26 protein-coding genes and 1 tRNA gene are annotated in these 22,519 nt (G+C 43.1%); 15 read left to right on the top strand and 12 right to left on the bottom strand.

Annotation, left to right across the window (positions count from 1 at the left end; all coding sequences use genetic code 11):
* Nucleotides 1–603: 603 nt before the first annotated feature.
* Nucleotides 604–1,482 (bottom strand): LysR family transcriptional regulator, encoded by an 879-nt coding sequence (locus AC1DP6_RS00005; RefSeq protein ID WP_477053043.1) that lies wholly within the window; start codon nt 1,480–1,482, stop codon nt 604–606.
* Between the two features lie 85 nt (nt 1,483–1,567).
* On the opposite strand from AC1DP6_RS00005, the gene AC1DP6_RS00010 reads away from it, so the two are divergent.
* Nucleotides 1,568–2,164: a thioredoxin fold domain-containing protein gene (locus AC1DP6_RS00010; RefSeq protein WP_477053044.1), complete on the top strand. Its 597-nt coding sequence runs from the start codon at nt 1,568–1,570 to the stop codon at nt 2,162–2,164.
* An 85-nt stretch (nt 2,165–2,249) separates the two neighbouring features.
* Here the strand turns inward: AC1DP6_RS00010 and AC1DP6_RS00015 are convergent, their stop codons facing one another.
* A complete protein-coding gene (locus AC1DP6_RS00015) occupies nt 2,250–2,717 on the bottom strand; it encodes an ester cyclase (protein ID WP_477053045.1) in 468 nt (155 codons plus the stop codon).
* A 315-nt stretch (nt 2,718–3,032) separates the two neighbouring features.
* Between AC1DP6_RS00015 and AC1DP6_RS00020 the strand changes: the two genes are divergently transcribed.
* Nucleotides 3,033–3,689 (top strand): GIY-YIG nuclease family protein, encoded by a 657-nt coding sequence (locus tag AC1DP6_RS00020; RefSeq protein ID WP_477023239.1) that lies wholly within the window; start codon nt 3,033–3,035, stop codon nt 3,687–3,689.
* A gap of 88 nt (nt 3,690–3,777) precedes the next feature.
* Nucleotides 3,778–4,239: a YybH family protein gene (locus AC1DP6_RS00025; RefSeq protein ID WP_477053046.1), complete on the top strand. Its 462-nt coding sequence runs from the start codon at nt 3,778–3,780 to the stop codon at nt 4,237–4,239.
* Between the two features lie 39 nt (nt 4,240–4,278).
* Here AC1DP6_RS00025 and AC1DP6_RS00030 read toward each other — a convergent pair whose 3' ends face one another.
* Nucleotides 4,279–5,052 (bottom strand): helix-turn-helix domain-containing protein, encoded by a 774-nt coding sequence (locus tag AC1DP6_RS00030; RefSeq protein WP_477053047.1) that lies wholly within the window; start codon nt 5,050–5,052, stop codon nt 4,279–4,281.
* A 186-nt stretch (nt 5,053–5,238) separates the two neighbouring features.
* Here AC1DP6_RS00030 and AC1DP6_RS00035 point away from each other — a divergent pair, with 186 nt between their 5' ends.
* The 3 genes from AC1DP6_RS00035 to AC1DP6_RS00045 all read left to right on the top strand — a co-directional run bounded on the left by AC1DP6_RS00035 (nt 5,239) and on the right by AC1DP6_RS00045 (nt 6,958).
* The gene (locus AC1DP6_RS00035) at nt 5,239–5,652 is read left to right on the top strand and encodes a BrxA/BrxB family bacilliredoxin (protein ID WP_477053048.1); all 414 of its coding nucleotides are present in this window, start codon (nt 5,239–5,241) and stop codon (nt 5,650–5,652) included.
* A 188-nt stretch (nt 5,653–5,840) separates the two neighbouring features.
* A complete protein-coding gene (locus AC1DP6_RS00040; protein WP_477053049.1) occupies nt 5,841–6,404 on the top strand; it encodes a Crp/Fnr family transcriptional regulator in 564 nt (187 codons plus the stop codon).
* Nucleotides 6,405–6,526: 122 nt separating this feature from the next.
* The gene (locus tag AC1DP6_RS00045) at nt 6,527–6,958 is read left to right on the top strand and encodes a tetratricopeptide repeat protein (RefSeq protein ID WP_477053050.1); all 432 of its coding nucleotides are present in this window, start codon (nt 6,527–6,529) and stop codon (nt 6,956–6,958) included.
* 20 nt (nt 6,959–6,978) lie between these two features.
* On the opposite strand, the gene AC1DP6_RS00050 is transcribed toward AC1DP6_RS00045, so the two are convergent.
* Both AC1DP6_RS00050 and AC1DP6_RS00055 read right to left on the bottom strand, forming a co-directional pair.
* Nucleotides 6,979–7,740, bottom strand: coding sequence for a LytR/AlgR family response regulator transcription factor (locus tag AC1DP6_RS00050; protein ID WP_477053051.1), 762 nt, complete (start codon nt 7,738–7,740; stop codon nt 6,979–6,981).
* The gene (locus AC1DP6_RS00055; RefSeq protein ID WP_477053052.1) at nt 7,721–8,743 is read right to left on the bottom strand and encodes a sensor histidine kinase; all 1,023 of its coding nucleotides are present in this window, start codon (nt 8,741–8,743) and stop codon (nt 7,721–7,723) included. Before AC1DP6_RS00055 ends, AC1DP6_RS00050 begins: the two co-directional genes overlap by 20 nt.
* Nucleotides 8,744–8,995: 252 nt before the next feature.
* Here AC1DP6_RS00055 and AC1DP6_RS00060 point away from each other — a divergent pair, with 252 nt between their 5' ends.
* From AC1DP6_RS00060 to AC1DP6_RS00080, 5 genes are read left to right on the top strand one after another with little or no spacing between them, the layout of a single operon-like run.
* On the top strand, nt 8,996–9,934 hold the full coding sequence (locus AC1DP6_RS00060) for a heme-binding domain-containing protein (RefSeq protein ID WP_477053053.1): 939 nt from the start codon (nt 8,996–8,998) through the stop codon (nt 9,932–9,934).
* Between the two features lie 7 nt (nt 9,935–9,941).
* Nucleotides 9,942–10,412 (top strand): hypothetical protein, encoded by a 471-nt coding sequence (locus tag AC1DP6_RS00065; protein WP_477053054.1) that lies wholly within the window; start codon nt 9,942–9,944, stop codon nt 10,410–10,412.
* A gap of 11 nt (nt 10,413–10,423) precedes the next feature.
* Nucleotides 10,424–11,218 carry a DUF1223 domain-containing protein gene (locus AC1DP6_RS00070; protein ID WP_477053055.1) on the top strand — a complete coding sequence of 265 codons (795 nt, stop codon included), beginning with the start codon at nt 10,424–10,426 and terminating at the stop codon, nt 11,216–11,218.
* A gap of 8 nt (nt 11,219–11,226) precedes the next feature.
* Complete coding sequence (locus AC1DP6_RS00075; RefSeq protein ID WP_477053056.1) at nt 11,227–12,264, top strand: alpha/beta fold hydrolase; 1,038 nt, start codon at nt 11,227–11,229, stop codon at nt 12,262–12,264.
* Between the two features lie 32 nt (nt 12,265–12,296).
* Nucleotides 12,297–12,719 (top strand): organic hydroperoxide resistance protein, encoded by a 423-nt coding sequence (locus tag AC1DP6_RS00080; protein ID WP_477053057.1) that lies wholly within the window; start codon nt 12,297–12,299, stop codon nt 12,717–12,719.
* Nucleotides 12,720–12,837: 118 nt separating this feature from the next.
* Here AC1DP6_RS00080 and AC1DP6_RS00085 read toward each other — a convergent pair whose 3' ends face one another.
* On the bottom strand, nt 12,838–13,662 hold the full coding sequence (locus tag AC1DP6_RS00085; protein WP_477053058.1) for a hypothetical protein: 825 nt from the start codon (nt 13,660–13,662) through the stop codon (nt 12,838–12,840).
* A 697-nt stretch (nt 13,663–14,359) separates the two neighbouring features.
* On the opposite strand from AC1DP6_RS00085, the gene AC1DP6_RS00090 reads away from it, so the two are divergent.
* Both AC1DP6_RS00090 and AC1DP6_RS00095 read left to right on the top strand, forming a co-directional pair.
* Nucleotides 14,360–14,839 carry a DUF2975 domain-containing protein gene (locus AC1DP6_RS00090; RefSeq protein WP_477053059.1) on the top strand — a complete coding sequence of 160 codons (480 nt, stop codon included), beginning with the start codon at nt 14,360–14,362 and terminating at the stop codon, nt 14,837–14,839.
* A gap of 3 nt (nt 14,840–14,842) precedes the next feature.
* Nucleotides 14,843–15,055, top strand: coding sequence for a helix-turn-helix domain-containing protein (locus AC1DP6_RS00095; RefSeq protein WP_477023254.1), 213 nt, complete (start codon nt 14,843–14,845; stop codon nt 15,053–15,055).
* A 141-nt stretch (nt 15,056–15,196) separates the two neighbouring features.
* On the opposite strand, the gene AC1DP6_RS00100 is transcribed toward AC1DP6_RS00095, so the two are convergent.
* From AC1DP6_RS00100 to AC1DP6_RS00110, 3 genes are all read right to left on the bottom strand, one after another.
* Nucleotides 15,197–16,387 carry an MFS transporter gene (locus AC1DP6_RS00100; protein WP_477053060.1) on the bottom strand — a complete coding sequence of 397 codons (1,191 nt, stop codon included), beginning with the start codon at nt 16,385–16,387 and terminating at the stop codon, nt 15,197–15,199.
* 83 nt (nt 16,388–16,470) lie between these two features.
* On the bottom strand, nt 16,471–17,043 hold the full coding sequence (locus AC1DP6_RS00105; RefSeq protein ID WP_477053061.1) for a Crp/Fnr family transcriptional regulator: 573 nt from the start codon (nt 17,041–17,043) through the stop codon (nt 16,471–16,473).
* A 273-nt stretch (nt 17,044–17,316) separates the two neighbouring features.
* Nucleotides 17,317–18,264 carry a GlxA family transcriptional regulator gene (locus AC1DP6_RS00110; protein WP_477053062.1) on the bottom strand — a complete coding sequence of 316 codons (948 nt, stop codon included), beginning with the start codon at nt 18,262–18,264 and terminating at the stop codon, nt 17,317–17,319.
* 87 nt (nt 18,265–18,351) lie between these two features.
* On the opposite strand from AC1DP6_RS00110, the gene AC1DP6_RS00115 reads away from it, so the two are divergent.
* Nucleotides 18,352–19,326: a quinone oxidoreductase family protein gene (locus AC1DP6_RS00115; protein WP_477053063.1), complete on the top strand. Its 975-nt coding sequence runs from the start codon at nt 18,352–18,354 to the stop codon at nt 19,324–19,326.
* Between the two features lie 48 nt (nt 19,327–19,374).
* Here AC1DP6_RS00115 and AC1DP6_RS00120 read toward each other — a convergent pair.
* Nucleotides 19,375–19,448, bottom strand: a tRNA-Pro gene (locus AC1DP6_RS00120).
* 127 nt (nt 19,449–19,575) lie between these two features.
* Nucleotides 19,576–20,454 (bottom strand): MBL fold metallo-hydrolase, encoded by an 879-nt coding sequence (locus AC1DP6_RS00125; protein WP_477053064.1) that lies wholly within the window; start codon nt 20,452–20,454, stop codon nt 19,576–19,578.
* A gap of 158 nt (nt 20,455–20,612) precedes the next feature.
* Here AC1DP6_RS00125 and AC1DP6_RS00130 point away from each other — a divergent pair, with 158 nt between their 5' ends.
* Nucleotides 20,613–21,119 carry a GNAT family N-acetyltransferase gene (locus AC1DP6_RS00130; protein WP_477053065.1) on the top strand — a complete coding sequence of 169 codons (507 nt, stop codon included), beginning with the start codon at nt 20,613–20,615 and terminating at the stop codon, nt 21,117–21,119.
* A 193-nt stretch (nt 21,120–21,312) separates the two neighbouring features.
* On the opposite strand, the gene AC1DP6_RS00135 is transcribed toward AC1DP6_RS00130, so the two are convergent.
* Nucleotides 21,313–22,287 carry a hypothetical protein gene (locus tag AC1DP6_RS00135; RefSeq protein WP_477053066.1) on the bottom strand — a complete coding sequence of 325 codons (975 nt, stop codon included), beginning with the start codon at nt 22,285–22,287 and terminating at the stop codon, nt 21,313–21,315.
* Nucleotides 22,288–22,519 lie beyond the last annotated feature (232 nt).

Raw genomic sequence — 22,519 nt, forward strand, 5'->3', positions numbered from 1 at the left:
CTTATAAGGTATCCTAATTATAAAACACCCTCCTTCAGGAGGGTATTTTATTTCAATATTGACAATATACATTTCGAACCTTTTTATAACAGATTTGTTAAATCAGAAGGCCTCTAAAATAAAATAACATATCCTTTGACTCAAAATAACTTTAAATAGCCGATGCAATAATATACACCCCGATATCAATAATGGAGTTAGTGAAAACCCTTTCCTGCTCCTACACCTGGTTGGCAGCATTCATCTGGAACATACCTGTGTGTATGCCGGTGCTATGTGTACCGGAATCAGATGGTATCCATGCCAGCTCACCGGGATCCAAACTCAATATGATGAACAGGTTGCGGACTGGGACCGCACTATATAGTTAATGCAGATCCAATTATCCAGTGGTGTGGCGATTTTCCTGCATTTCTACCCACACAGGTGGCTAACCTGACGAGCACACTGGCAATGATTGTATAGTATTGTAGGTTCGAATCCTGCCCTGTTCACGAAGTTCTCGTTATACAGCGCCGATCTCACGATCTCACAATCGGCGCTGTGGCATTTTCAAAGAAATAGAGATAAAAAACTCTCACAATCGGATAATAGTTAAGCAACTTATTGAAAATACTCCTTCACTGCAGATACAAACAAAGGTATCAGCGGATGGCTCTTATTCAGGCTGGCCGCCCTCCACACCCTCTTTTTGAGAGGTGATTTCAACGGCAGGGTCACGATATCCTTACTTTTCAGGTAAGGAGCAATTACCCAGGTGGCGAAAATGCCAATCCCCATACCCGCATTGATCATTTCAACGATGGCCTCTGTCAGCTGAATACGGGTAATGCTTTTCGGTCCCGTTTCCCGGAAAAACTCTTTCGAAAAATGGTTATGCGTGCCATAACCATCATATATCAGCAGGTCTTCTGTAGCAAAATCAGCAGCCGTGAGCGCTGTTTTTGTACGCGTATAGGGATGAGCCCGCGGTAACACCACCACCAGGTTATCTGAAAATAAATTGGTGGTATAGATAGCCGGATGATCCGGTTTCTCTGAAATAATCGCCAGGTCCAGTTCTCCGTTCAACAGGTACTCCAGCGGTCTTTGTGTAGCCCCCGCTACAATCGATATTTCCACCTGTTCTATCCGGGATTTTAAGCGGGTAATAATTTCCGGCAACCAATGATAACAGGTATAACATTCCGTGCTGATACGCAGGCTGGATACCTTGCCTTTTTTAAATGCGTGTATATCCTCATTTAAGCGCGACAGTTGCGGCAGGATCGCGCCGGCACTTTCCATGATGCGTCTTCCTGCATGCGTGAGCAGGAGCTTCTTATTTACCCGTTCAAAAACGGGCAGGCCCGTTCTGTTCTCCAGGTCTTTTAGCTGGTGACTTAATGCTGATTGCGTAAGAAACAAGCTATCGGCGGCTTTGGTGAGAGATCCATGTTCCACAATACGTTGCACCAGGAGCAGGTCGTTGCTTATAATCATGAATATTTTTAATTAAAAATACGAAAACTATTCATTTCACTCATGAATGATGACGACCTACCTTTGACAAATAAAAAATCAGATCATGGAAACAGCCATAAAAAAATTTACCGAAGCAGATGTAGACAATGCTTTTGAACTGGCACGGGCCACACAAAAACCGGTGTTGATAGATTTCTGGAACACCAACTGTAAAGGTTGTGAGCGGATGGATGCGATCACCTATGAAGATGCATCCGTACAGGAATACCTGGATCAGCATTATGTGCTGGTGAAATATCATGCCAGCAAAATAAGCAGGGAATTTTCCAAAACCTATCTGCCCAATGCGCTGCAATGGACACCGGCACTATACATATACTCACCGGATGGTGCAGTAGTGCGTAACGTAGCAGGATATCATTCGCCCAAACAGTTTATCATAGAACTATCTATCGGCCGTGGAGCCATGTTAATGCGTAAGGGAAAACATACAGAAGCATTGGAGTTATTAAGTCATCTCACCATCGCAGCGGAATACCCGGTGCTGGATCAGGAAGCCATGTACTGGGCCGGTGTGGCATCGTTCTTTGCCAACCGGAAAGATTTCAGGGATATAGTGCCTTACTGGAACAAGCTGATAGCTACTTACCCTGGTTCTACGTGGGCAGAGAAGGCCGATATTTTACCTGCAGAAATATAGAAAACATTTGAGATCCCGCAGGGGGCAAACAAAATCTATTAACAAGAGCAGGTGTCTCCATTCCATAGGAGACACCTGCCTTCTGTTATTTAACTGTTTTAAGCAGCCCTAATTGCTGCAAGGCAGTAACGCCATCATCCAGCCCTATTTCGGCTACAATTTTACCGTTCTCTATTTTAAGTACAGTGGTTCCGGTAAAGTGCATCTTTCTCCCGGTAGCCGCAGGTAAAGACCCTGCTAAAAAATCACTGAAAGCGGGCCCTGTATGCGTACCTCCACCTTCCCAACGACCCACCACATAATCGCCTTCAGCGATAAGGTCTGCTGCGCCCCAGAAATTAAGATCCGGGAAAGCGGCGCGGAAATCAGTCATAAAAGCTTTGATATCTTCATGTCCTTTCCTGGGTTCGTGCAGCGAATACTGCAACAGCATATCTGGCGCGGCCAGTTCTTCTACAATTGACAGGTCACAGGTGTCACCCCAGAAATTGGTAAACCAGCGTCCTACAATCGCTTTGTTGATTTCTTCTTTTGTTTTTTCGAGCGTTCCCATAATTTGAATGTTTAGTTTTTCAATTGTTTTAATTCACTAACAGATTCAAAATTACGGGCAGCTATAATGGATAGTAACCCGGTTCTTGCGGTTCTAAAATAAAGCGGATATTCCTGATTTCAGCAAGTTCCGGGTTGCGTAAAGTAGCCGATCATCGTATCATTGCAGATGATGCCAACACGGCCATAACAGCCACTAATTAACATCTGTCCCGACTCAAATTATCATTTACCATCATTCTTCAATTTTGTATATAATAATCATAGTCGTAAATTGATATCTTAATTCTCATTTAACAAGCGCGAAAACCACCTCATGGAGCAAGTACAAGTCGGTAAATGTGTGTACATTCTGAATACAGGAAAGAACCTGTATAAGATTGGCAAGACGCAGGACCTGCATAAGCGGTTAGCGGCTTATCATACACACTTGCCCGTTATGTTCCGTGTTATCCGGCAATATGCAGCATTAAACATGACCGACCTGGAAGAAAGTCTGCATATCCTGTTTCAGCATAAACGTGTAAAAGGAGAATGGTTTGAATTAAGTAAAGACGACCTGATCATCTGCGATAATGTAGCCAGAAACTATGCCCTGCAAGGGTTACAAAAACAGCCTCGTAAGTATAATGACATCACTTTTAGCAACAACCCCATGTTACAAGTGATGGAAGCCAATGAAAAATACCTGCAGGATTACTCCCGGATTGTAGATGATATCAAGCTGGGACTTAATAACAATGAAGTTTTTGAGTTACACGAAGGCACTGTTAGCAAAGTTATTATTGAAACCGTCCGGAGACTGATGCGCTACCGTACCCCCAATTCGGAATTCCTGGGCAAATGGCTGCGGGTGGCCAGCGAACTAAGTAGCAATGCCAGTGAGACCAGCATTCTCCAAAAATACAAAGGGCAGGTGAGTCGCTCTACCATACAAATGATCAAAAGGATATTGCATAACCAGCTGTACTGATTCATTTTCAACATTTACTATTTTGTTCGTTTTCTTACAATTCCAGGTGTCTGGCAGTTATGATATTTGTAAGAAACAAACTAAACTTATGAAATCAGCCCTCCCCGTGCTCCTGTTTATCATGGCCATATGCTCTCTTAACGGTATGGCACAGTCACAGCAGCATACCAGTCTGGATGATGCCAAAAAAGCCATTGCAAAGGCCAATGCTGTTCACTTCAGCTTGTTTGCCAAAAATGATGGATCTATTCTGAGCCTGTATACAGAAGATGCCTGTTTATTAATGCCCGGTGCACCTGCCTTCTGCGGACGGGAAGGACTTGCAAAATTCTTTGATGGTGTGTATGCCGCCGGCTCCAGAGACGGAAAAATTATTACCCTTGATGTTTATGGCGATGGAGAAGAATATGTAACAGAAGAAGGTCTCACACAGGTATTTGATGCCAATGGAAAAATGCTGGGTGAAGGCAAATATATTGTGATCTGGAAAAAGACCAAAGACGGCTGGAAGATGTTCAGAGACATGTTTAACAGCAGTCAACCTAAATAGTATGATCTCCTGCCAAACGGGCTTTTTTGCAGGGCTCCATCACCCGCCAGAACGAATGGCGGAGGGTGTTAGCCCTGTAAATCTTTTGAACTCCTTTATAAAATGCGCCTGGTCGAAATAGCCACAGTCGTATGCAATGGTAGTAAGCGATATATCCCCGGACTGAATCAGCTGCAGACTTTTATTGAACCGCTGAATCTGGAAGAACGCCCTCGGCGTAAGGCCCACATTATCGAGAAACAGTTTCTGAATATATCGTTCGGAAAAGCCGTATTTATCAGATAAGTATTTAATATTAAATAATTCCCCTTCTGTGCTGATATGACTGCATATCCGCTCAAGCATGGTGATCTTATTATTCAACTTCCTGCTTTTATGTAATCGTTGAATCAGGAAAAGCTCCAACTCCCTCACTTGCTGCGCTATGGTCCCCGCATGAATCAGCCTGTCATAGAATTCGCCGGACTCCTTTCCTAGAAGACCTTCCAGGTCTACCGAATCATTGGTAAACTCTGCAATGGGGTTAGGGAAAAAGAGTGCATTGGCATAGGGACGAATCCTGGCTATGAGTATCGTTGTACCCTTCGTGGCGGAGAGTCGGGTAGGTACCGTCAGTTGGCCCAGCACCTCTACTTTGGGCACATCAATGGGTCGCCCATTGATAATGGTACTGGCCATACTTCCGGAAATATTGACGGCAAAGTCAATATATCCACTGGGGAAAAATGTTTGGTCTATCATATCCTTTTCCGTAGTAAACACCCAGTAGCCTTGCACGTAGGGTTTCAATATATGGGAAGGAGAGAATTGCATAGGGGCGATGTGATCATTGGTCAGATGAATGTAAGAAAAATGTACTACACCGGAAAAAAAAATAGCCTGTTACGAGAGGATATAAAATCGCGGAAAAGATCCGCCAACAAATTTTGAACCTTTTCTTTGGCATGTTGTTAAATGGGAAGTTTTCAGTCGTATTTATTCACCTCAAAATAATATATCATGCCTTATTCCCCTTTATTAGTAAAACCCTTCAGAGACGAATTAATTACCGTGGGCGTTCAGGAATTAACCACTCCTCAAGCCGTTGATGAAGTAATGAACAAAGACGGTGTTACCATGATTGTCATTAACAGTGTTTGTGGATGTGCGGCTGGCTCAGCCCGGCCGGGAGTCAGACAGGCAATGGAACATAGCAAGAAGCCAAATACGGTTGCCAGCGTATTTGCCGGACAGGATCTTGAGGCTACTGCAAGATTCCGCAGTCATATAGCAGACATTCCACCATCTTCTCCTTCCATTGCCCTTTTTAAAGACAAGGAACTGGTTTACTTCGTTCCTAAACACAGGATTGAAGGACGCGATGCGGCATCACTTGCCAATGATTTAATAGCTGCATTTGATGAATTTTGCTAATCGAGGTATTTTAAAATAAAGAACAGCTAATCAAACAAAAAGGTCCGCCTATGGCGGGCCTTTTTGTTTGATTAGCTGGAGCTGAAAACTTCTTCCATCATTAATATTATCTTCGGATATATATTTAACTAAACACAATGACTAAACTGCCAGCCACAGGCGGCAGGCACAAAAAACGAGCACCCACTATGCAAGAAGTACAGGCCTGGCTTAAAGAGGTCGCCGACTTAACTGACGAAGAGGCTCAGGCCATTAACAGTAAACTGATCCCGCTTCCATGCAGAAAAAATACGATTCTCCTTAAACAAGGACATAGTTGCGAATATATCTATTTCATTGAAAAAGGGTTTGCCAGAGCCTTTCTTACAAAGGATGGGAAAAATGTTACGACCTCGTTTGCCAGGGAAAACGATATCGTTACCTGCATGTATTCTTTAATCACTAAAAGAAAAAGCAACGAAACTATTGAGATCTTAGAAGATGCTGCCCTACTTAGAATTAGCTACGCAGAACTACAAGCGTTGTACAAGACCTATCCAAACATAAACCGGCTCGGCAGAATCCTGCTGGAGAAATACTTTGTTGAACTGGAAGAAAGAACGCTCTCCCTGCAATTTGACAGCGCTTTGGAAAGATACCAGAAGTTAGTAACCAACCAGCCCGATGTACTGCAGAGGGCCTCCCTGGGACAAATAGCCTCCTTCCTTGGCATGTCACAGATTACACTTAGCCGTATAAGAAGCAACATCTAAATACCATTTTTTAGCTTTTGTTAAAAACGGGCGTCCATAATATCCGGATTTTTGTCTTGCAAAAACAATCGGCAGCGATAAATGACGCCGGACAAAATTCATTACTACATCAAATATGATTTATGGAGGACGTTAGAATGGATGATGTACTTTATGGGGAAATTACTGCTTTATCCACAGCAGGAGATCTGCTTTCAGATGCGAATGATTATGAAGGCGCGTTAAAAAAGTTCAAAATGGCGCTTGACCTGGTACCGTTTCCTAAAACGGATTGGGCGGTATCGCTGTGGCTGTATGCCAGTATCGGAGATATCTACTTTTTAATGAAAGCATATAAAGTAGCCGGTGAAAACTTTTCCAAAGCACTACATGCTCCAGATGGACATAAAAATGCTTTTATACATTTAAGGTTGGGTGAGATATTTTACGAAACTGACAACCCGGATAAAGCCATGGATCACTTACTCAGAGCATATGAGTTAAAAGGCCGTGAGATTTTTGAAATCGAACATGAAAAATATTTCGGGTTCCTCAAAAGTCATGTGTTCATATAATTATAACCCCATGTCTTCCTTCAACGATTCTCCATCCATTGCAGAAAATGAGTAATTTTTTCTTTTCCTACCACCAGCGGTTCATCGGTAGGAACGCTTAGATGCAATGCCAGCTTTCGTGCAGAGTAATGTTCTACCTCTTTAATGGCATCAAAGTTCACCAGATACTGCCTGTTCAGCCGATAAAACTGTTTGGAAGAAAGCTGTGACTGTATCTGCTCCAGCGTTTGCGGAATAATGTATTTCTGCTGCTGGAAAGTAACCATATAAGGTGAATCATATTTGATGTACAAATACGCGATCTGATCTGTACGTACGGTGATATACTTGTTATTATGAAATACGAGGAAACTGGTTTTACCTTCATTCTTGTCCAGTCTCTTGATCAGCTCCTCCCAGTCGGACTGCTTACGCTGCTGAAAGAAATCCCTGAAATTGTCCATCTTTTTAAAAGCAGCTTCCAGGTCACCAGCAGAAAAGGGTTTCAGCAGATAATCCACACCGTTTGATTTAATGGCATCCATGGAATACTCCCCAAAAGCAGTACAGAAAATCACAGGAGAAGAGATCTTCACCATCTTGAATATTTCAAAACACAAGCCATCTGACAACTGTACATCCATGAATATCAGGTCCGGCGGTTCATTCGCAGATAAATAGGCCACTGCCTGCTCAATACTATTCAACATAGCATCCACACTTGCATCAGGTTTAATTTTGGCAATCAGTCCTGATAACGATTTGGCCGCTTTAACTTCATCTTCAATAATGATGATCTTCATTGATTACCGGTAATTTTACAGTAAAGGTTGATGTTTCAGGACATATATCAATATTCCTGTTTAACAGATGATTATACCGTTCGTTAATATTCTCCAGCCCAATACCTGTAGATGCTTCAGGCGTGATTTTAGGTTGTACATTATTCTTCACCACAATAAAATCATTCTCTGAATAGACCTCCACATGCAACGGCTTATTGGGTGCTACCACATTATGCTTAATACAATTCTCCACCAGCAACTGTAGCGTAAAAGGTGGAATCATGGATTTCTGCAAACTTTCTTCCACCCGGATATTCACTTCAAACCCTTCTTCAAAACGCGCTTTGAGCAAAAAAATATAAGCTTCCAGAATTTTCAACTCCTCAGATAAGTGTATCAGGTCCAGCTTCCTGTTCTCCAGCGTAAAACGGTAAAAATCAGACAGCTTCAGGATAAAATCAACACTATGCTCATCTTCACTCTCCACCATATATTTGAGTGTATTGAGTGTATTAAATAAAAAATGCGGATTTACCTGTTGCCGTAATAATTCATACTGAGCCGCCAGGTTATCCATCCGGGTACGCTCCAGCTCTATGCTCACCCGCTGGTTCTGATAGGTCTGATACAGCATATGAATAAACATATAAAAGGTCAGGTTAATCAATACCCCTCTCACTTCAAACATCAGCATTACCGGCCCGAAGTTAATATGCGTTAATATCAGCTGCTGTATATACGACAGCAGGAACATCACCACCAGACCGACCAGCAGATTTTTAATCAGGGGATAGAGCGAAAATCCCCTGGCCACTTCATGTGAAGTATATACTGGTAAGGTTTTCATATTATAATACCATACAAACAGGGAGAATACGAATGTAATCAGCGAATTGGCGATCACCTCATAGATATTATACTGATGCTGTATCAGGTTGGGCAATGATACAATCACCCCTAAGAAGAGAGAGCTTAACCATATAATACGGCCTGAAATCTTAAAGGCTTGTCTTTTTTTCATAGCAGACCAAAGATAAAAGTATTTGTACAACAAGGGCAAAAAACAAGACCGTATCTGGCGTTTAACACCCTGAACCGGACATAATCCACCCCGACATGGTCAGGCCGGAAAATGGCCGCTTTTAAGCCAAATAAAGCGGATGCTGTTCAGGTTCCGATCTGTCCGGGTCACCCCCGATTTTGCCGATTACAGGGTATTCTGTTTTCAGGGGCACCCGGGATACTGTCTCTTTGTGTCATAATACTTCAAAACATGAAATTTTCAAACCGGCTAAAAACAATCACCATCTCCGCAGTAGTACTTGCGGTAGTAGTTGCAGTGGCATCCTTCACCACTCCTGTGGCAGACAACCCTCCGGTAACCGGGGAAATACAGGTACCTGCAGAGGTGAAACAAATGCTGCAACGTGCCTGCTACGACTGCCATTCCAACACTTCCAACCTGAAATGGTTCGATAGATTACCTGTTGTGGCCGGGTTGGTAAAAGAAGATATACTCACCGCCCGCAAGCATCTGAACTTTTCCGAGTGGGATAAATTATCAAAAACAGAACAGGAATCTGCACTCTGGGAAGCATATAATATGATCAACTCCGGTAATATGCCGTTGCCTTCCTATGCCGCGCTGCATAGCAATGCGAAAGTCACGCCGGCGGAACTATCCGGCCTCCGCAACTATCTCAACACCAGGCGCGCAAAGGTTGTTCCCGATACCACTAAAGCCGCTGCAGCGGCGCAACAATGGAAAAACCCGGCTGTATCCACTCCACAACTTCCGGTATCGGCGAATGGCATCCGCTATATGCCGGAATTCCGCCAGTGGCAGGTAATGAGTACCACTTCCCGGTTCGACAATACCACCATGCGCGTGATGTTCGCCAACCCGGTTGCCATGCAGGCTATAAAGGAAAATAATATCCACCCATGGCCTGATGGTGCCGTTATCGCTAAAGTAGTATGGGACAAAAACATAGATAATGAAGGTAATATACACCCGGGCAAGTTCCTGAATATACAGTACATGGTTAGAAACAAAGCACTATATAGAGATACCGATGGCTGGGGCTATGCTAAGTTTGAAACACCGAACCTTAAGCCATACGGCACCCTCATGACCTTCAAATCCTGCGCTTCCTGCCACCGCGCAGCCAACAAAACCGGTGGTATTTTCGATCTGTCTACCTTAAACTAATATAGCCATGCGCGTTATACTCTTCATGATCATTGCGGCCACCGCATTCACAGGATGCTCCACCGCTAAAAAAGATCTTCCTGCCATCAGGCCTTATGTGTTCAATGATAGCGGTCTGCATGTGATCACCGCCATCATCAATGAAAAAGCAGGATCTGTTGCCATACTGTACGGCAACAAAGCAGCTGTGGGCTATCATACCAATCACCTGGCCACGCACCAACCGGCAGAACAATATACACTGGTTACCTACCGTGAGCAGGATAACAAACTCTGGTTTGGCAGCTATATCAATGGGGAACTGCTCAGCGTGGAAACAGTAGATATGCATCCACTGGCAAATGGACAACAGCCCGATTATTCAATACGGACATATAGCGGAAACGCAGCTACGGAAAACAACGCTGCCGCCAGAACCACATTCATTACCACCCAGGATCCGGCATGGTATCCCGGAGATCTTCCATCATCCATCTAAAATCATCACACATGAAATCATTGATCGTATCCGCTTTCAGCATAGGAATGCTTTGCTTCAGCACATTGATAGGTTCCTGTAATACTTTATACGGAAACAATTCCACCCCGCTGGTAAATGCCGACAGCACCAAAGGATTTGCAGTAGTAGAACTCTTTACCTCTGAAGGCTGCTCCAGCTGTCCGCCTGCAGATGAATTGCTGGCAAGACTTGAAAAAGAAAGTCAGGGCAAACCACTCTATCTACTGGCCTTCCACGTAGATTACTGGGATCACCAGGGATGGCGCGACAGCTTCAGTCAGCATATCTTTTCTGAAAGACAACAACAATACGCCAGCTGGCTACACCTCCCCAACATATATACTCCTCAGATGGTCATCAATGGCGGCAGTGAATTTGTAGGCTCCGATGTTGGCGGCGTAACACAAGCTATCAGCAAAGCTTTTACACAGGAAACTCCGGATAACTTTTCCCTGCAAACGAAGATGGCCGCGCAACAAATGGAAGTTACCTGGCAATTATCTTCTCCACAAAAAAATACCAGGCTACTACTCGCGCTTGTACAAAAGAACGGACAAAGCAATGTAAGAGCTGGTGAAAACGCTGGCAGAAAGCTTTCTCATGTTCAGATAGTGCAATCACTGACGACTGTAGATATCAGGAAAACAACCACTGCATTGCTGCCTGTTCCGGCTGACTTTAATACGCAAAACTGGGAGCTGATCGGGTTTATACAAAAAGAAAGCAATGGTCAGATCATCGCAGCTACCAGAGCAGATCTTCAACACTTCTCCACCAACAAATAATTACTGACATGAAACCGTCCAAAACATACGATCGCCGTCACTTCCTGGGAATGGGCACACTGGCATTAGGCGCACTGGGTTTACCCTTTCGTTCCCTTGGCGCTATGACTGCCACAGAGAAAAGTAAAAGCACCAGCATTAGCATTCCGTTTAAACCGATAAAACAAATCAATGCCGGCGTACTCAACATAGGTTATGTGGAGATGGGACCAACAGATGGTACGCCTGTAATACTTCTCCATGGCTGGCCTTACGACATACACAGCTATGAAGCCGTGGCGCCGCAACTGGCAGCGAAAGGATTTCGCGTCATCGTACCGCATCTGCGTGGCCATGGCACTACAACGTTCCTTTCTCCGGACACCATGCGGAATGGCCAACAGGCGGTAGTAGCTCTCGATATCATCGCACTGATGGATGCCTTGCACATAAAAAAAGCAATACTGGGCGGATACGACTGGGGCACCCGCACCGCCAACATCATGGCCGCCTTATGGCCGGAAAGAGTACAGGCGATGGTATGCGTAAATGGATATCTGATCAATAACCGCGAGAAAAATAAACAGCCATTACCCCCACAGGCAGAATGGAGCTGGTGGTATCAATTCTATTTCGCTACCGAAAGAGGCAGGGAAGGATTGGAACAGAACCGGGAAGAACTCGCCAGGCTTATCTGGAAATTCAACTCTCCGGCATGGAAATTCGACGACAGCACTTTCAAGGAATATGCCGGCTCTTTCAGCAATGCGGACTATACAAATGTGGTGATCCACAACTACCGCTGGCTGCTGGGTATTGCTGATGGCGATCCTGCTTATGATACGCTGGAAGCCAGGCTCGCAGAGGGTCCCGTTATCAACATCCCCACCATTACACTCGATGGAGATGCAGACGGCATCGCCAAAGCCACCGATGGTCAGGCATACAAAAAGAAATTTGTGGGTATACATCGCCATTACGTAATACCGGGAGCGGGGCATAATCTTCCTGGCGAAGCACCGGAACGCTTTGCCCAGGCTATTATCGAAGCAGCGTCACTTAAGTAATTAATCTATTTTATAAATAAAAAACATTTATTATGAATACCAATACCACCACCACGAAAATACTATACACCGGCAAAACCCGCACTACAGGCGGTCGCGAAGGCAGTTCCAGCAGTACCGACAATCAGCTTAATATTAAACTGGGGGCACCTGGCAGCGGAAAAGGCACGAATCCGGAACAGCTGTTTGCTGCAGGATGGTCCGCCTGTTTCATAGGCGCCATGGGCCTTGCAGCGCATGCACTGCGCATTAAGCTCCCGGAAAATACTGCTGTAAATGCTGAAGTAGATCTCATGAACACAGATGGAGCATATAGCTTACAGGCACGCCTATACGTTGAATTACCAGGAATAGAAGAAGAAATAGCCCGGCAGATCGTTACAACAGCACATGCTACCTGCCCGTATTCAAAGGCCATCCGGAATAATATCCCGGTTGAAATAGTAGTGTCATAAAACCAAGCGCGGTATGCGGTAAGTTGACGGGTAGCCTCTGGGCTGCCAGTTTTTTTATTGCGTTTTATATCTAAACAAGGTAACTAAAGCGCTGGCATGATTCCAGTTCTTCCATATACTATTTGATTAAAAAAAGTCCCAGGGAATAGCTGAACAAATAATTTTGGCCTTTTAACTCAATCATTTTAGGTTGCGTCATATCCTCGCACTTAAACTTATATTTAGCAACCTGATAATATACCAAATAAACAGGGGAAGCTATCCTCCCATTTTGCCACCGGACCAATATATCGTCATCGAATGTTTCCAGCGCTGCTGGTAATTTAGTGAAGTCATTTTTATACAGGTCATCTTGTCTTACGAGCAATACGTTATTCTTTACTTCAAAAACATCACATCTTTCTTTGTGTACCACCTGGTACTCACATGGCTTCAACCCATAAGGTTCCAATAGCTTAATTTCATAGTCATCAAGCATCTTAAACTTTATGCTGTCTGCAAACTGTGGACCCAAAGCCTCAGATTTTTTATCAATACTATCTTTAAAAACAACTGTTTTAAAGTAGTCATGTTTTTTATAGTCTGGATAATCATACTTTTCTCTATTGAAGTACAAACCTCCCTGCTTGTCAAGATAAAATGGCAATTTCCAGTCAAAGGTTTTCTCAATGATCACTGTTCCGTGAGTGTCGATAATTTTAAATGGAAGATGGCTGTCGTCTGGCTTCAATAATATCCTGTCGTCCTTTAAGAAATCCACTTCGGAGAGATGTTCCACACCGAGCACCTTTATAAATTTCGTAGTATCTTTTACAAGATCCGCAAGGAAAGGCAATTCTGGATGTGTATCCTTTTTGGGGAATGGATTACACGCCAACAGCGTTCCCATTAAAAATACCAAACAAACAGCTACCTGAAAGATTGAAATTGGGGCTCTTTTCATATTTTTCTTTTCATCTGGATAACATGACATTGTCTAACAATGCTCTTTCCCAGCATCTAAAATACAATATAAAACAAATAACAGTCAGACAAAAAAATGAACGATAACGAGACAAAACGACTTTCACGATTGACTACAATTTTAACTCAAAATCATTTTTCCAAACAAGCTGTAAGGCTTGTCTTTTATATCAAATCCTCCCGAAAAAAATCTATCACCTGGCGTGATGCTGTTGATGTTAAGTATTGACGGATTTATACATTGCCACCCAAACTGATCGATCCACAGGCATATCCATCTGTCATTCAACTGGAATCAAGCTATTTTGCCCCATTTTGATGAATAAGCCCCTTATACCTGCTTCCTTTAAACAGTACATCTTTTTTATCAGCCAGAGCCTGCTATAGTTACGCTACTATGGCCAGTTCTGAACGTCATCCCCGCATCAAGTCCACCTCTCCTGCACGGCTTCTATATGTCCTATGCCTGTGCCAGGTATAAGCTCGACGGAGTCTACATAATAAAGAGGTAATGCTGACTATAATGATGGGGGTGCCTAATGCCCTATATCTTAAAAGTTATATTTAGAGACAAGGAAGATAACTTTTCCACCATTTCTCAAAAACGCTAAATATTTATTGTTTATCAATAAATATTTATTATTTTTACAACGCCATCCAAAATTCATAAAATCATTATGAAAAGAATTTCAATAATATTTCTTCAGGCAGTCATCGTGCTTATCGGCATGGTAGCACTTGCCATTTTGATTCGACTTCCCTTAAGCGAAGGAAGAGCCGCAAACTTAGATTTGTTTAGCATTTACGCTGACCCGTTCATCTTGTATGGATATGCAGCATCCATCGCTTTTTTTGTTGCGCTATACAAGGCGTTCAGATTACTTGGATATATCGGACAAAATAAAGTATTCTCATCAAGCTCTGTTAAGGCTTTAAAGAGCATAAAGTATTGTGCAATCGTACTAAGTGTTTTAATTGTAATAGCAGGACTATATATAAGGATATCCCACAATAAAGAAGACGACCCTGCGGGTTTTCTTGCCATTTGTATTGTGACTACTTTTGTGTCTGTCGTAATAGCAACTGCTGCAGCAATATTTGAAAAAATATTGCAAAATGCCATAGATATGAAATCCGAAAATGACTTAACAATTTAAGCTATGCCAATTATTGTAAACCTAGACGTGATGATGGCAAAGCGAAAAATTTCTCTAAATGAACTTTCTGAAAGAGTTGATTTGACATTATCTAACCTTTCAATCTTAAAGACAGGGAAGGCAAAAGCAATTCGTTTTAGCACATTAGACGCAATTTGTAAAGCATTAGACTGCCAACCAGGTGACATCCTGGAATATGTAAATGACGAAAAATGACCAACGGACCGCTAACAAACGATTTGGCAGCAGTCAGCATTACAAGCGGAAATAAAAAAGGACAGGATAGCATAAATGCTATCCTGTCCAGTCTGGTCGGGGCAACTGGACACATTTCGAACTTTCTTATCCCAGACTTAATCAGCGTTCAGTAGCCTTGTTTCTCTGATAATTCCAAATCCCCAAAAGCAATGCTACTAATACGAAAACTCCGCCCACCCAAGGCATGGCATGTAGGGAGAATCTGTTCACAACGATTCCTCCCACCAGTGACCCAAAAGTCACTCCAATATTAAATGCAGACACGTTTACAGCAGATGCAATGCCACCACTTCCCGGCTTGTTTTTTTCCGATAGCTGCACTACCAGCAGTTGCAATGCAGGGACATTTCCGTACGCCAGAAATCCCAACATCAATACAAGCGCAATAACAAAAAGCTTACTATCCAATACAAATGACAAAAGGAATAATACAATGGCGTGGAAAAGGAATAGGTACACCAAAGTTCTCGACGGCTTACGATCAGATAACCGTCCTCCGGCAAAATTTCCTATAGCTACCCCAACTCCAAATATCAATAAAACAAGATTAATGGCGTTTCCGGAAAAGCCCGTGATACTTTTTAATATAGGCGATAAGTAAGTGAACAAAACAAAAGTCCCTGTATAGGCAAAAATATTAGACAACAATACGATCAGGACGGAGGAACTTCTGAATACATCAGGAATGTCCCTTAACCTTAATGCAGCCGTTGGTTTAGGCTGTTGCGGTAATACAATGCCAAGCGTTACTAACCCTACAATAGCCCAAATGATAATTGCCAAAAAAGTGTTGCTCCAACCATAATGAGTACCAATATAAGTTCCCAGGGGAGCGCCTACAACTGTAGAAATCATTAGCCCCGAAAAAACCAATGATATGGCGGTTGCTTTCTTGTTGTCTGCAACCATATTGCTGGCCACCACCACTGCGTGTGCTAAAAACAAACCATTGGCAGCACCAGTGATTACCCTGCTCATGAGTAGCATTGAAATGTCTTTTGCAAAAAAAGCGATCATATTTCCAAAAACAAAGGAAAGGAGCGTCAGTATCAGCAGTTTTTTACGTTCTATGCTTCCTGTAAGTGCCGTAAATAGGGGACCTCCTATGGCAATGCCCAATGCGTACATGGTAACCAATAGACCCGTTGAAGAAAGCGGGACGGATAAATCGGATGCAATGGAGGGTAACAACCCTACAACAACAAATTCTGCTGTTCCAAACCCGAATATGCAAAAAGTTAAAGCCCAAATAGCCGAAGGTATCTTTTTTGATGTTGCTTGCTCTATCATTAATCTGAATTTTATTTCTACAAAATTCAGTTTGGAAGAAGAAGCATTAAAGGAAGTAGATCACAAAACGAGCGTGATAAATATCACGCGCTTTGGGACGTTAGCCTGCTCAAGGTTTCTCTCGAAATGCCTAAATAAGAGGCGATCAAATTTTTGGGAACCCGTTGTAAAAGGTCTGGATATTGCTGTATCAGGTACTCAAAGCGTTGCTTCGCATTGAAGCTAATGAGCGACAAGATTCGTTTTTGCAAGGCGATATACCCTGAAGTTGTTTTTTTACGAAAGAAATACTCCATTTTTCGCATTTCCAGACAAAGCTTTTCCTTGTTTTCCAATGAGATATAAAGTGTTTCGCTGTTTTCAAGACAGTCCACATTCAAAGTGGCCAGGGTTTGGCCATAAAAAGCTGAAGGGTCTGAAATCCACCAATTTTCCGTTGCAAAAAGTATAATATGGGTTTTTCCTTTATCGTCAATATCCCAGGATTTCAACAAGCCGCTTATTACAAAATAATCATATCTGGCGTAGTCGCCATTTTGTATGACATACTGATTTTTCAGAAACTTCCTATACGAAAAGTGGGACAGAACATATTCAAACTCATCGTTCGTTAGCTGTACTATTTCTTCGATATGTGCTCTTAGTTGTTGGCTCATTTAACGCTTAATTTGTTTTCAGTGCTTTCGTTATACTTCCCCCAAACGATGATGTACGCTTCATGATATAGCTACGGGTAAAGTTAGTGTAAAGGGCTTATCAGGAATGATAAAATCACCCTACGCCTAAATTTAAACAAAAGATCACAGGTACAGTACAACTAACTCATATAGCAGCCACTATTAACATTTTTATTGTTTGACCTGTAATGTATCCGTTGGTTGCCAGCACTAAGCGCGTGAAATATATTGAACAGAAAAGTCAGCTATCACTCATCTCCCTGTTTCCCTGCGGAATTCCCCTGGCGGCATGCCAGTAATATTAGAAAACAAGCGTGAGAAGGAAGCCAAATCCTCATACCCTACCCGGTAGCAGATTTCGGAAATACTGAGTTTAGTTTCTCCCAATAATTTCTTCGCTATTTCCATTCGTTTTTCCTGGATCCATTTACCCGGACTGGTATCCAATTCTTCCCGGAACTTGCGTGATAACGTCCGGGAAGACATACCCATTTGCCCGGATAGAAAATCCAGACTGAGGATCTCCATATTATCTTTTAGCAGTTTGGTGAGTTGTTTTTCAAAGCTGCCAATCATCTCGGTAGCCGGAATCTCATAAGGGCTTTGAAATTCGCGCGCAGGCGGGAGTACCATTATTTTCCGTACACGTTTCAGCTGCTTTGCAAAACCGAGGTCTGTTAGCAGGCTGCTAATCAATTCCAACCCGGCAAAGCCTCCGCCGGAAGTATAAATATTGTCCTGTTTCACTACAATTCGGGAAGGTTCCCAGCGTACTGCAGGAAACCGCTGTTGTACCTCTCCTTTCAACCACCAGGAGATAGTAGCCCGCTTCCCATCCAGCACACCATTGGCGGCCAGGAGATAAGAGGCTCCGCAGGTGGCCGCAATAATGGCGCCGTGCCGTTGTGCGGCCTTAATAAATGGAGCCGCCCGTTTTGCCTCCAGTGCCAATAAATGGTGTTCGGGGGTAGCCTGTGCTCCAGCACCTGCTAATAAAATCAACACATCTGCTTTTTTAGAAGGTGTTGTTCTTGCATTAAAAGAAATAGCAGAACGTGAAACAGCGTGTGCATGTTTGGACACAAACTCAAAAGTAAAAACTTCCGATTCATTCACTGTATTCATCGCCTGCAATACTTCTACCAAACTGGAGGCTATCGCTGCATAAAAACCGGAAGGTAAATAGATAACGAAATGCATGTGTCTATTTTTGCATAGTAATTGTCAGATAAGACATATCGAAGATAAGAAATGCCCGGTAATATTGTTATTCAAACAAACAAAGCAATGAAAGCAATAACATTTAGCCGCATCGGCGCACCGGAAGAAGTACTCCAATTATCTGAAGTGCCAGTACCGGCTATAAAAGATAACGAAGTATTGATCAGGACAACCGCAGCCTCAATAAACCCAGGAGATTTTCTATTTATTCAGAACCTGTACCCGGAACCCAAAAAACCTGTATTCCCTCATCAGGTTGCGGGCAATCACGGCGCTGGTATTATAGAAAAAGTAGGGAAAGAGGTATCGCTGCAACCGGGCAGCCACGCAGCATTCAGCTATTACAATTCCTGGGCGGAATATGTAGCGGTTCCGGCGGAATGGCTGATCCCCTTACCAGCCGATTATCCCCCTGAACTAGGTTGCCAGTTCGTAAATCTGATTACTGCATGGGACTTGTTGAAACAGTCGGACGTTAAGCCAGGACAGTGGCTGGTGTTGACTGCTGGTAATTCTACCATATCAATATTGGTGTCTCAACTGGCAAAACTTTTAGGAATACGTGTTATTTCCATAGTACGTCGTGTGAAGCAAGCACATTTATTGGAATCACTAGGCGCCACCGTGGTAATAGACCTTTCGGCGGAACAGGAAAATATCATACAACGCATCATGGATATTACCGGCAATAAAGGCGTAAATGGTATTATTGATAATGTCGGCGGTCCGGTTACCGGGGAATTGATCCGGTGCATTGCCTTTGGCGGCAAACTAATTATCAACGGTGGTATGAGTGCGGAGAAATACACACTTCATAATTTCGACATTCTATTAAAAGGTCTCCAGGTTCAACCACATGTGTACCGCTACTTTTTCACGCCACCACTTCCGGAAGATATTGCCATGCTGAAGGAAATTGCAGAAATGACTGCCGGTTTTACTTCAAATGTTTTCGCGGGGCATGCGCTAGAAGATTTTAAAACAGCCATCGAAGAGAGTATACACTTTCCAGAAAGAGGAAAACATATTTTCAGCATGTAGCCGAATAAAAAAGCCATACAGTTCACACTGTATGGCTTTTTTTCTAAGTCGGGGCGGCAGGATTCGAACCTGCGACCTCCTGCTCCCAAAGCAGGCGCGATACCGGGCTACGCTACGCCCCGTCTCCGACCTTTTGTAGCGGGATGCAAATGTAGGAAATAAAAGTTCACAAAAACAAATCCTATGAAAAAAATTTTCGTAAAAGAAATTCCGGGCAACAAACACACACCTTTAAAAACAGCTACTACGCTACTTATTAACCGGATCCCCGGATAATATATCCTTCACTGTTAGTCCGGGTAACAACCGGAATACGGGGATATTTATCGCATATTTCCCGCACAAATCTTTGATGCTGCGATCTATCTGTTCCGCTGAATACCTTGAGGAGAAATGCCCCAGGATGAGTTGTTGCACAGAAATCTGACTGATCATTTCCATTACTTCTTCCAGTTTACTGTGCTTATTTTTATGGGCGATCGCTTTCACGTCTCCTTCACTGGCCAAAAACGTGGCTTCATGTATCAGTATGCCCGACTGATCCCATCGCTGCAGATCTGCTACGGGTGTATCGCCGGAATACCCTACCAGGTTAGTCCTTACCTCCATGGTAGTGCTTTCCTTGCCTTTGTCCATGATAATCTGTTTAAGTGCCGATGCCGGCAAACCGGCCAGCTCCGGTTTTACTTTCTGTTTTACCTGCATCACTTTATAACTCAGACTTCTGATTATATCTTTGTCGGTTGTTACATGTTCATTGCGGATAGGTACTACCACCAGGTCTTCTTTCACCCATATTTCGTCACCGGGAGCAACGGCCTTCCATTGTACACCTGTCGTATTTGGATCAAATTTTTTTAAGAATTCTTCCATGGCCGGAAACGATTTGCTATCGCGTGGATAGCAGATCACTGGAAAACCGTCCCGTGCATTTAACTGGTTAAGTTGCAATAATCCGGTCAGGTGATCCCGGTCGGCATGCGAAATAAATACATAATTAATTTTCCTGCTCTTCTGTAATAATGCGGCTGTTAGTCCATCACCTGCATCCATTAAAATACCCAGCTCTTCTAAAAGATACCAGGTAGAAAACAATGCAGTAGAGTATCCTGATATTGTTAATTTCATCTGTCAGTTATTGTTATATTATAAAGATAGATATATTACATTAAACCTTCTCTATAAAGACTTATCTCAAATCTGATCTGGTATAAATAAACAAAACTGAATCTGTTTTAATTCGCATTAAAGTTTGAATTTTACCATCGCTAAATTCATACTTTATCATGAAAATTATCAACGGCACCATCGAAGACATTGACATCATATTCAGCTTGTATGATGCGGGCACCATCCTGCAGAAAAAAGTGGCCCAGAAGCACTGGCTGGGATTTGACAGGGCACTGATAGAAAATGAAATCCGTGAAAAAAGACTGTGGAAGATAGTAGTAGACAACCAGATTGTATGCGTTTTTTCTATTGCATTTGAAGATCCTTTTATCTGGAAAGAAAAAGATAAAGATCCGGCCATTTATATTCACCGTATAGCCACCCATCCTGATTTCCGGGGTAATGGCTACGTGAAAAGTATAGTGGACTGGGCTAAAGTTTATGCAGTAGAAAATGGGAAAGAGTTTATCAGGATGGATACAGGAAGTGGCAACGACAAACTGAATGATTACTATGTAAGCTGCGGATTCAATTACCTGGGTATTATCGCTACCGGCGATGCACCGGAACTACCAGCGCACTACAGAGGTGGCACTTCCAGCTTATTTGAAATATCCTTGTAATAAACCGGAGGCGCCTGTTATTGCCTCCGGTTTATTGTTTCTTTACTGCTGCACAAATTTAAATTTCTGCGCATTAGAAGTGTTGCTACCACGGGGTTTATAGTATCCACCACCGGCACTAGCTGGTATTATTGGTAGCAGAAATAATTTTATAAGTAGTTCCCGAAATAATACCACCACCACTTGTACCGCATCAAAAATAGAAATCAATTTCGCCGTTGCTGGTGCTGCTGTTTACAATTACGCTGTTATTACCGGAAGGCGTGGTAATAGGTCCACCGGAAACTGACCAGTTAAAAGTAGCTGGAGGTGTGCCTGTGCGGGTAGTAAGCTTTATGTTCTTCATCCTGACCAACGGATCATCGGGCCATTGCGTAAGATCGCTGGTATATGCTTCCCAGCATTCTATTACGCCTGTGGCCTCTGTAGGCCGTGTTACCGTTACATCTGCTGCAGGATACCCGGTAAATGATTCCTTATACACCCAGTCGGTACCATTGTTGGATATGTAGGTAATAACGCCTTGCAGTGCAGTGCCTGGAGATACACGTACGTATTTCCCATGGAAATACTTACCTCCCAAAAAATACCAGTTGGCAATGGCATAAAATGCACCACCTGCAGTCCCGCCCCACATCAACACTGGTTGCAGCGAACCACGAGAAATACCATTCCACAAAAAGGTGGTAGCAGTGCTGCTGGCTTGTTGTGGCACATCGGGTACAATCCAGTTAGTAGAAAAAGATTTGATGTTGCTGGCGGCTGCCGATACCGTATAGCCGGGATAGTTAGTTCCGTCAGCAGCAGCAGCCGATGCAATGCGTTCAGTACCTGCGCCGGCTGCGCTTTTAAATTTTGCCGCATACGCATAGGGATCAGTGGCGGTCAACTCCTCATTTGATAATGCGCCGATGTCCTGGATCACTTTTCCGGAGGCTATTTCCACTTTTTGCAGCCGCCCGTTTGTTATCCTGGCAGTAGTTTTATCATCTACTTCAAATACATCGTCAGCAGATACCATACCATAAGGAGTTTGGACCATTTTGTCCGGTGGGACCGGCATCTTTTCACTGTTGTTGGAGGTAGCCTGATCTTTTTTGCAGGAAGCCATGATACAGGCAATACTCAGCGTGGCGGCTGCCAGCCGGAACAATTGATTTTTTTTCATTGTTTTTATTTTTTGGGTTTTACAATAAATAAATGCTGATAGCCGGCATCATTAATGCGCTATTCATAACAGGGTCATAGTTATTTGTTGATTAGTTAAATAACAAAAAGATACGGGCACAATAATTTCTCATTGTACTGTTTTGAAGGGTTAATGTAAACGGGAAAACTAGTTCATGGGTGTTGATTTGGATAGTGCCATTTTGTTGTTCACCGGGCCTTTCATTGATTGG

It is taken from the genome of Chitinophaga sp. 01L420 (assembly GCF_056399985.1).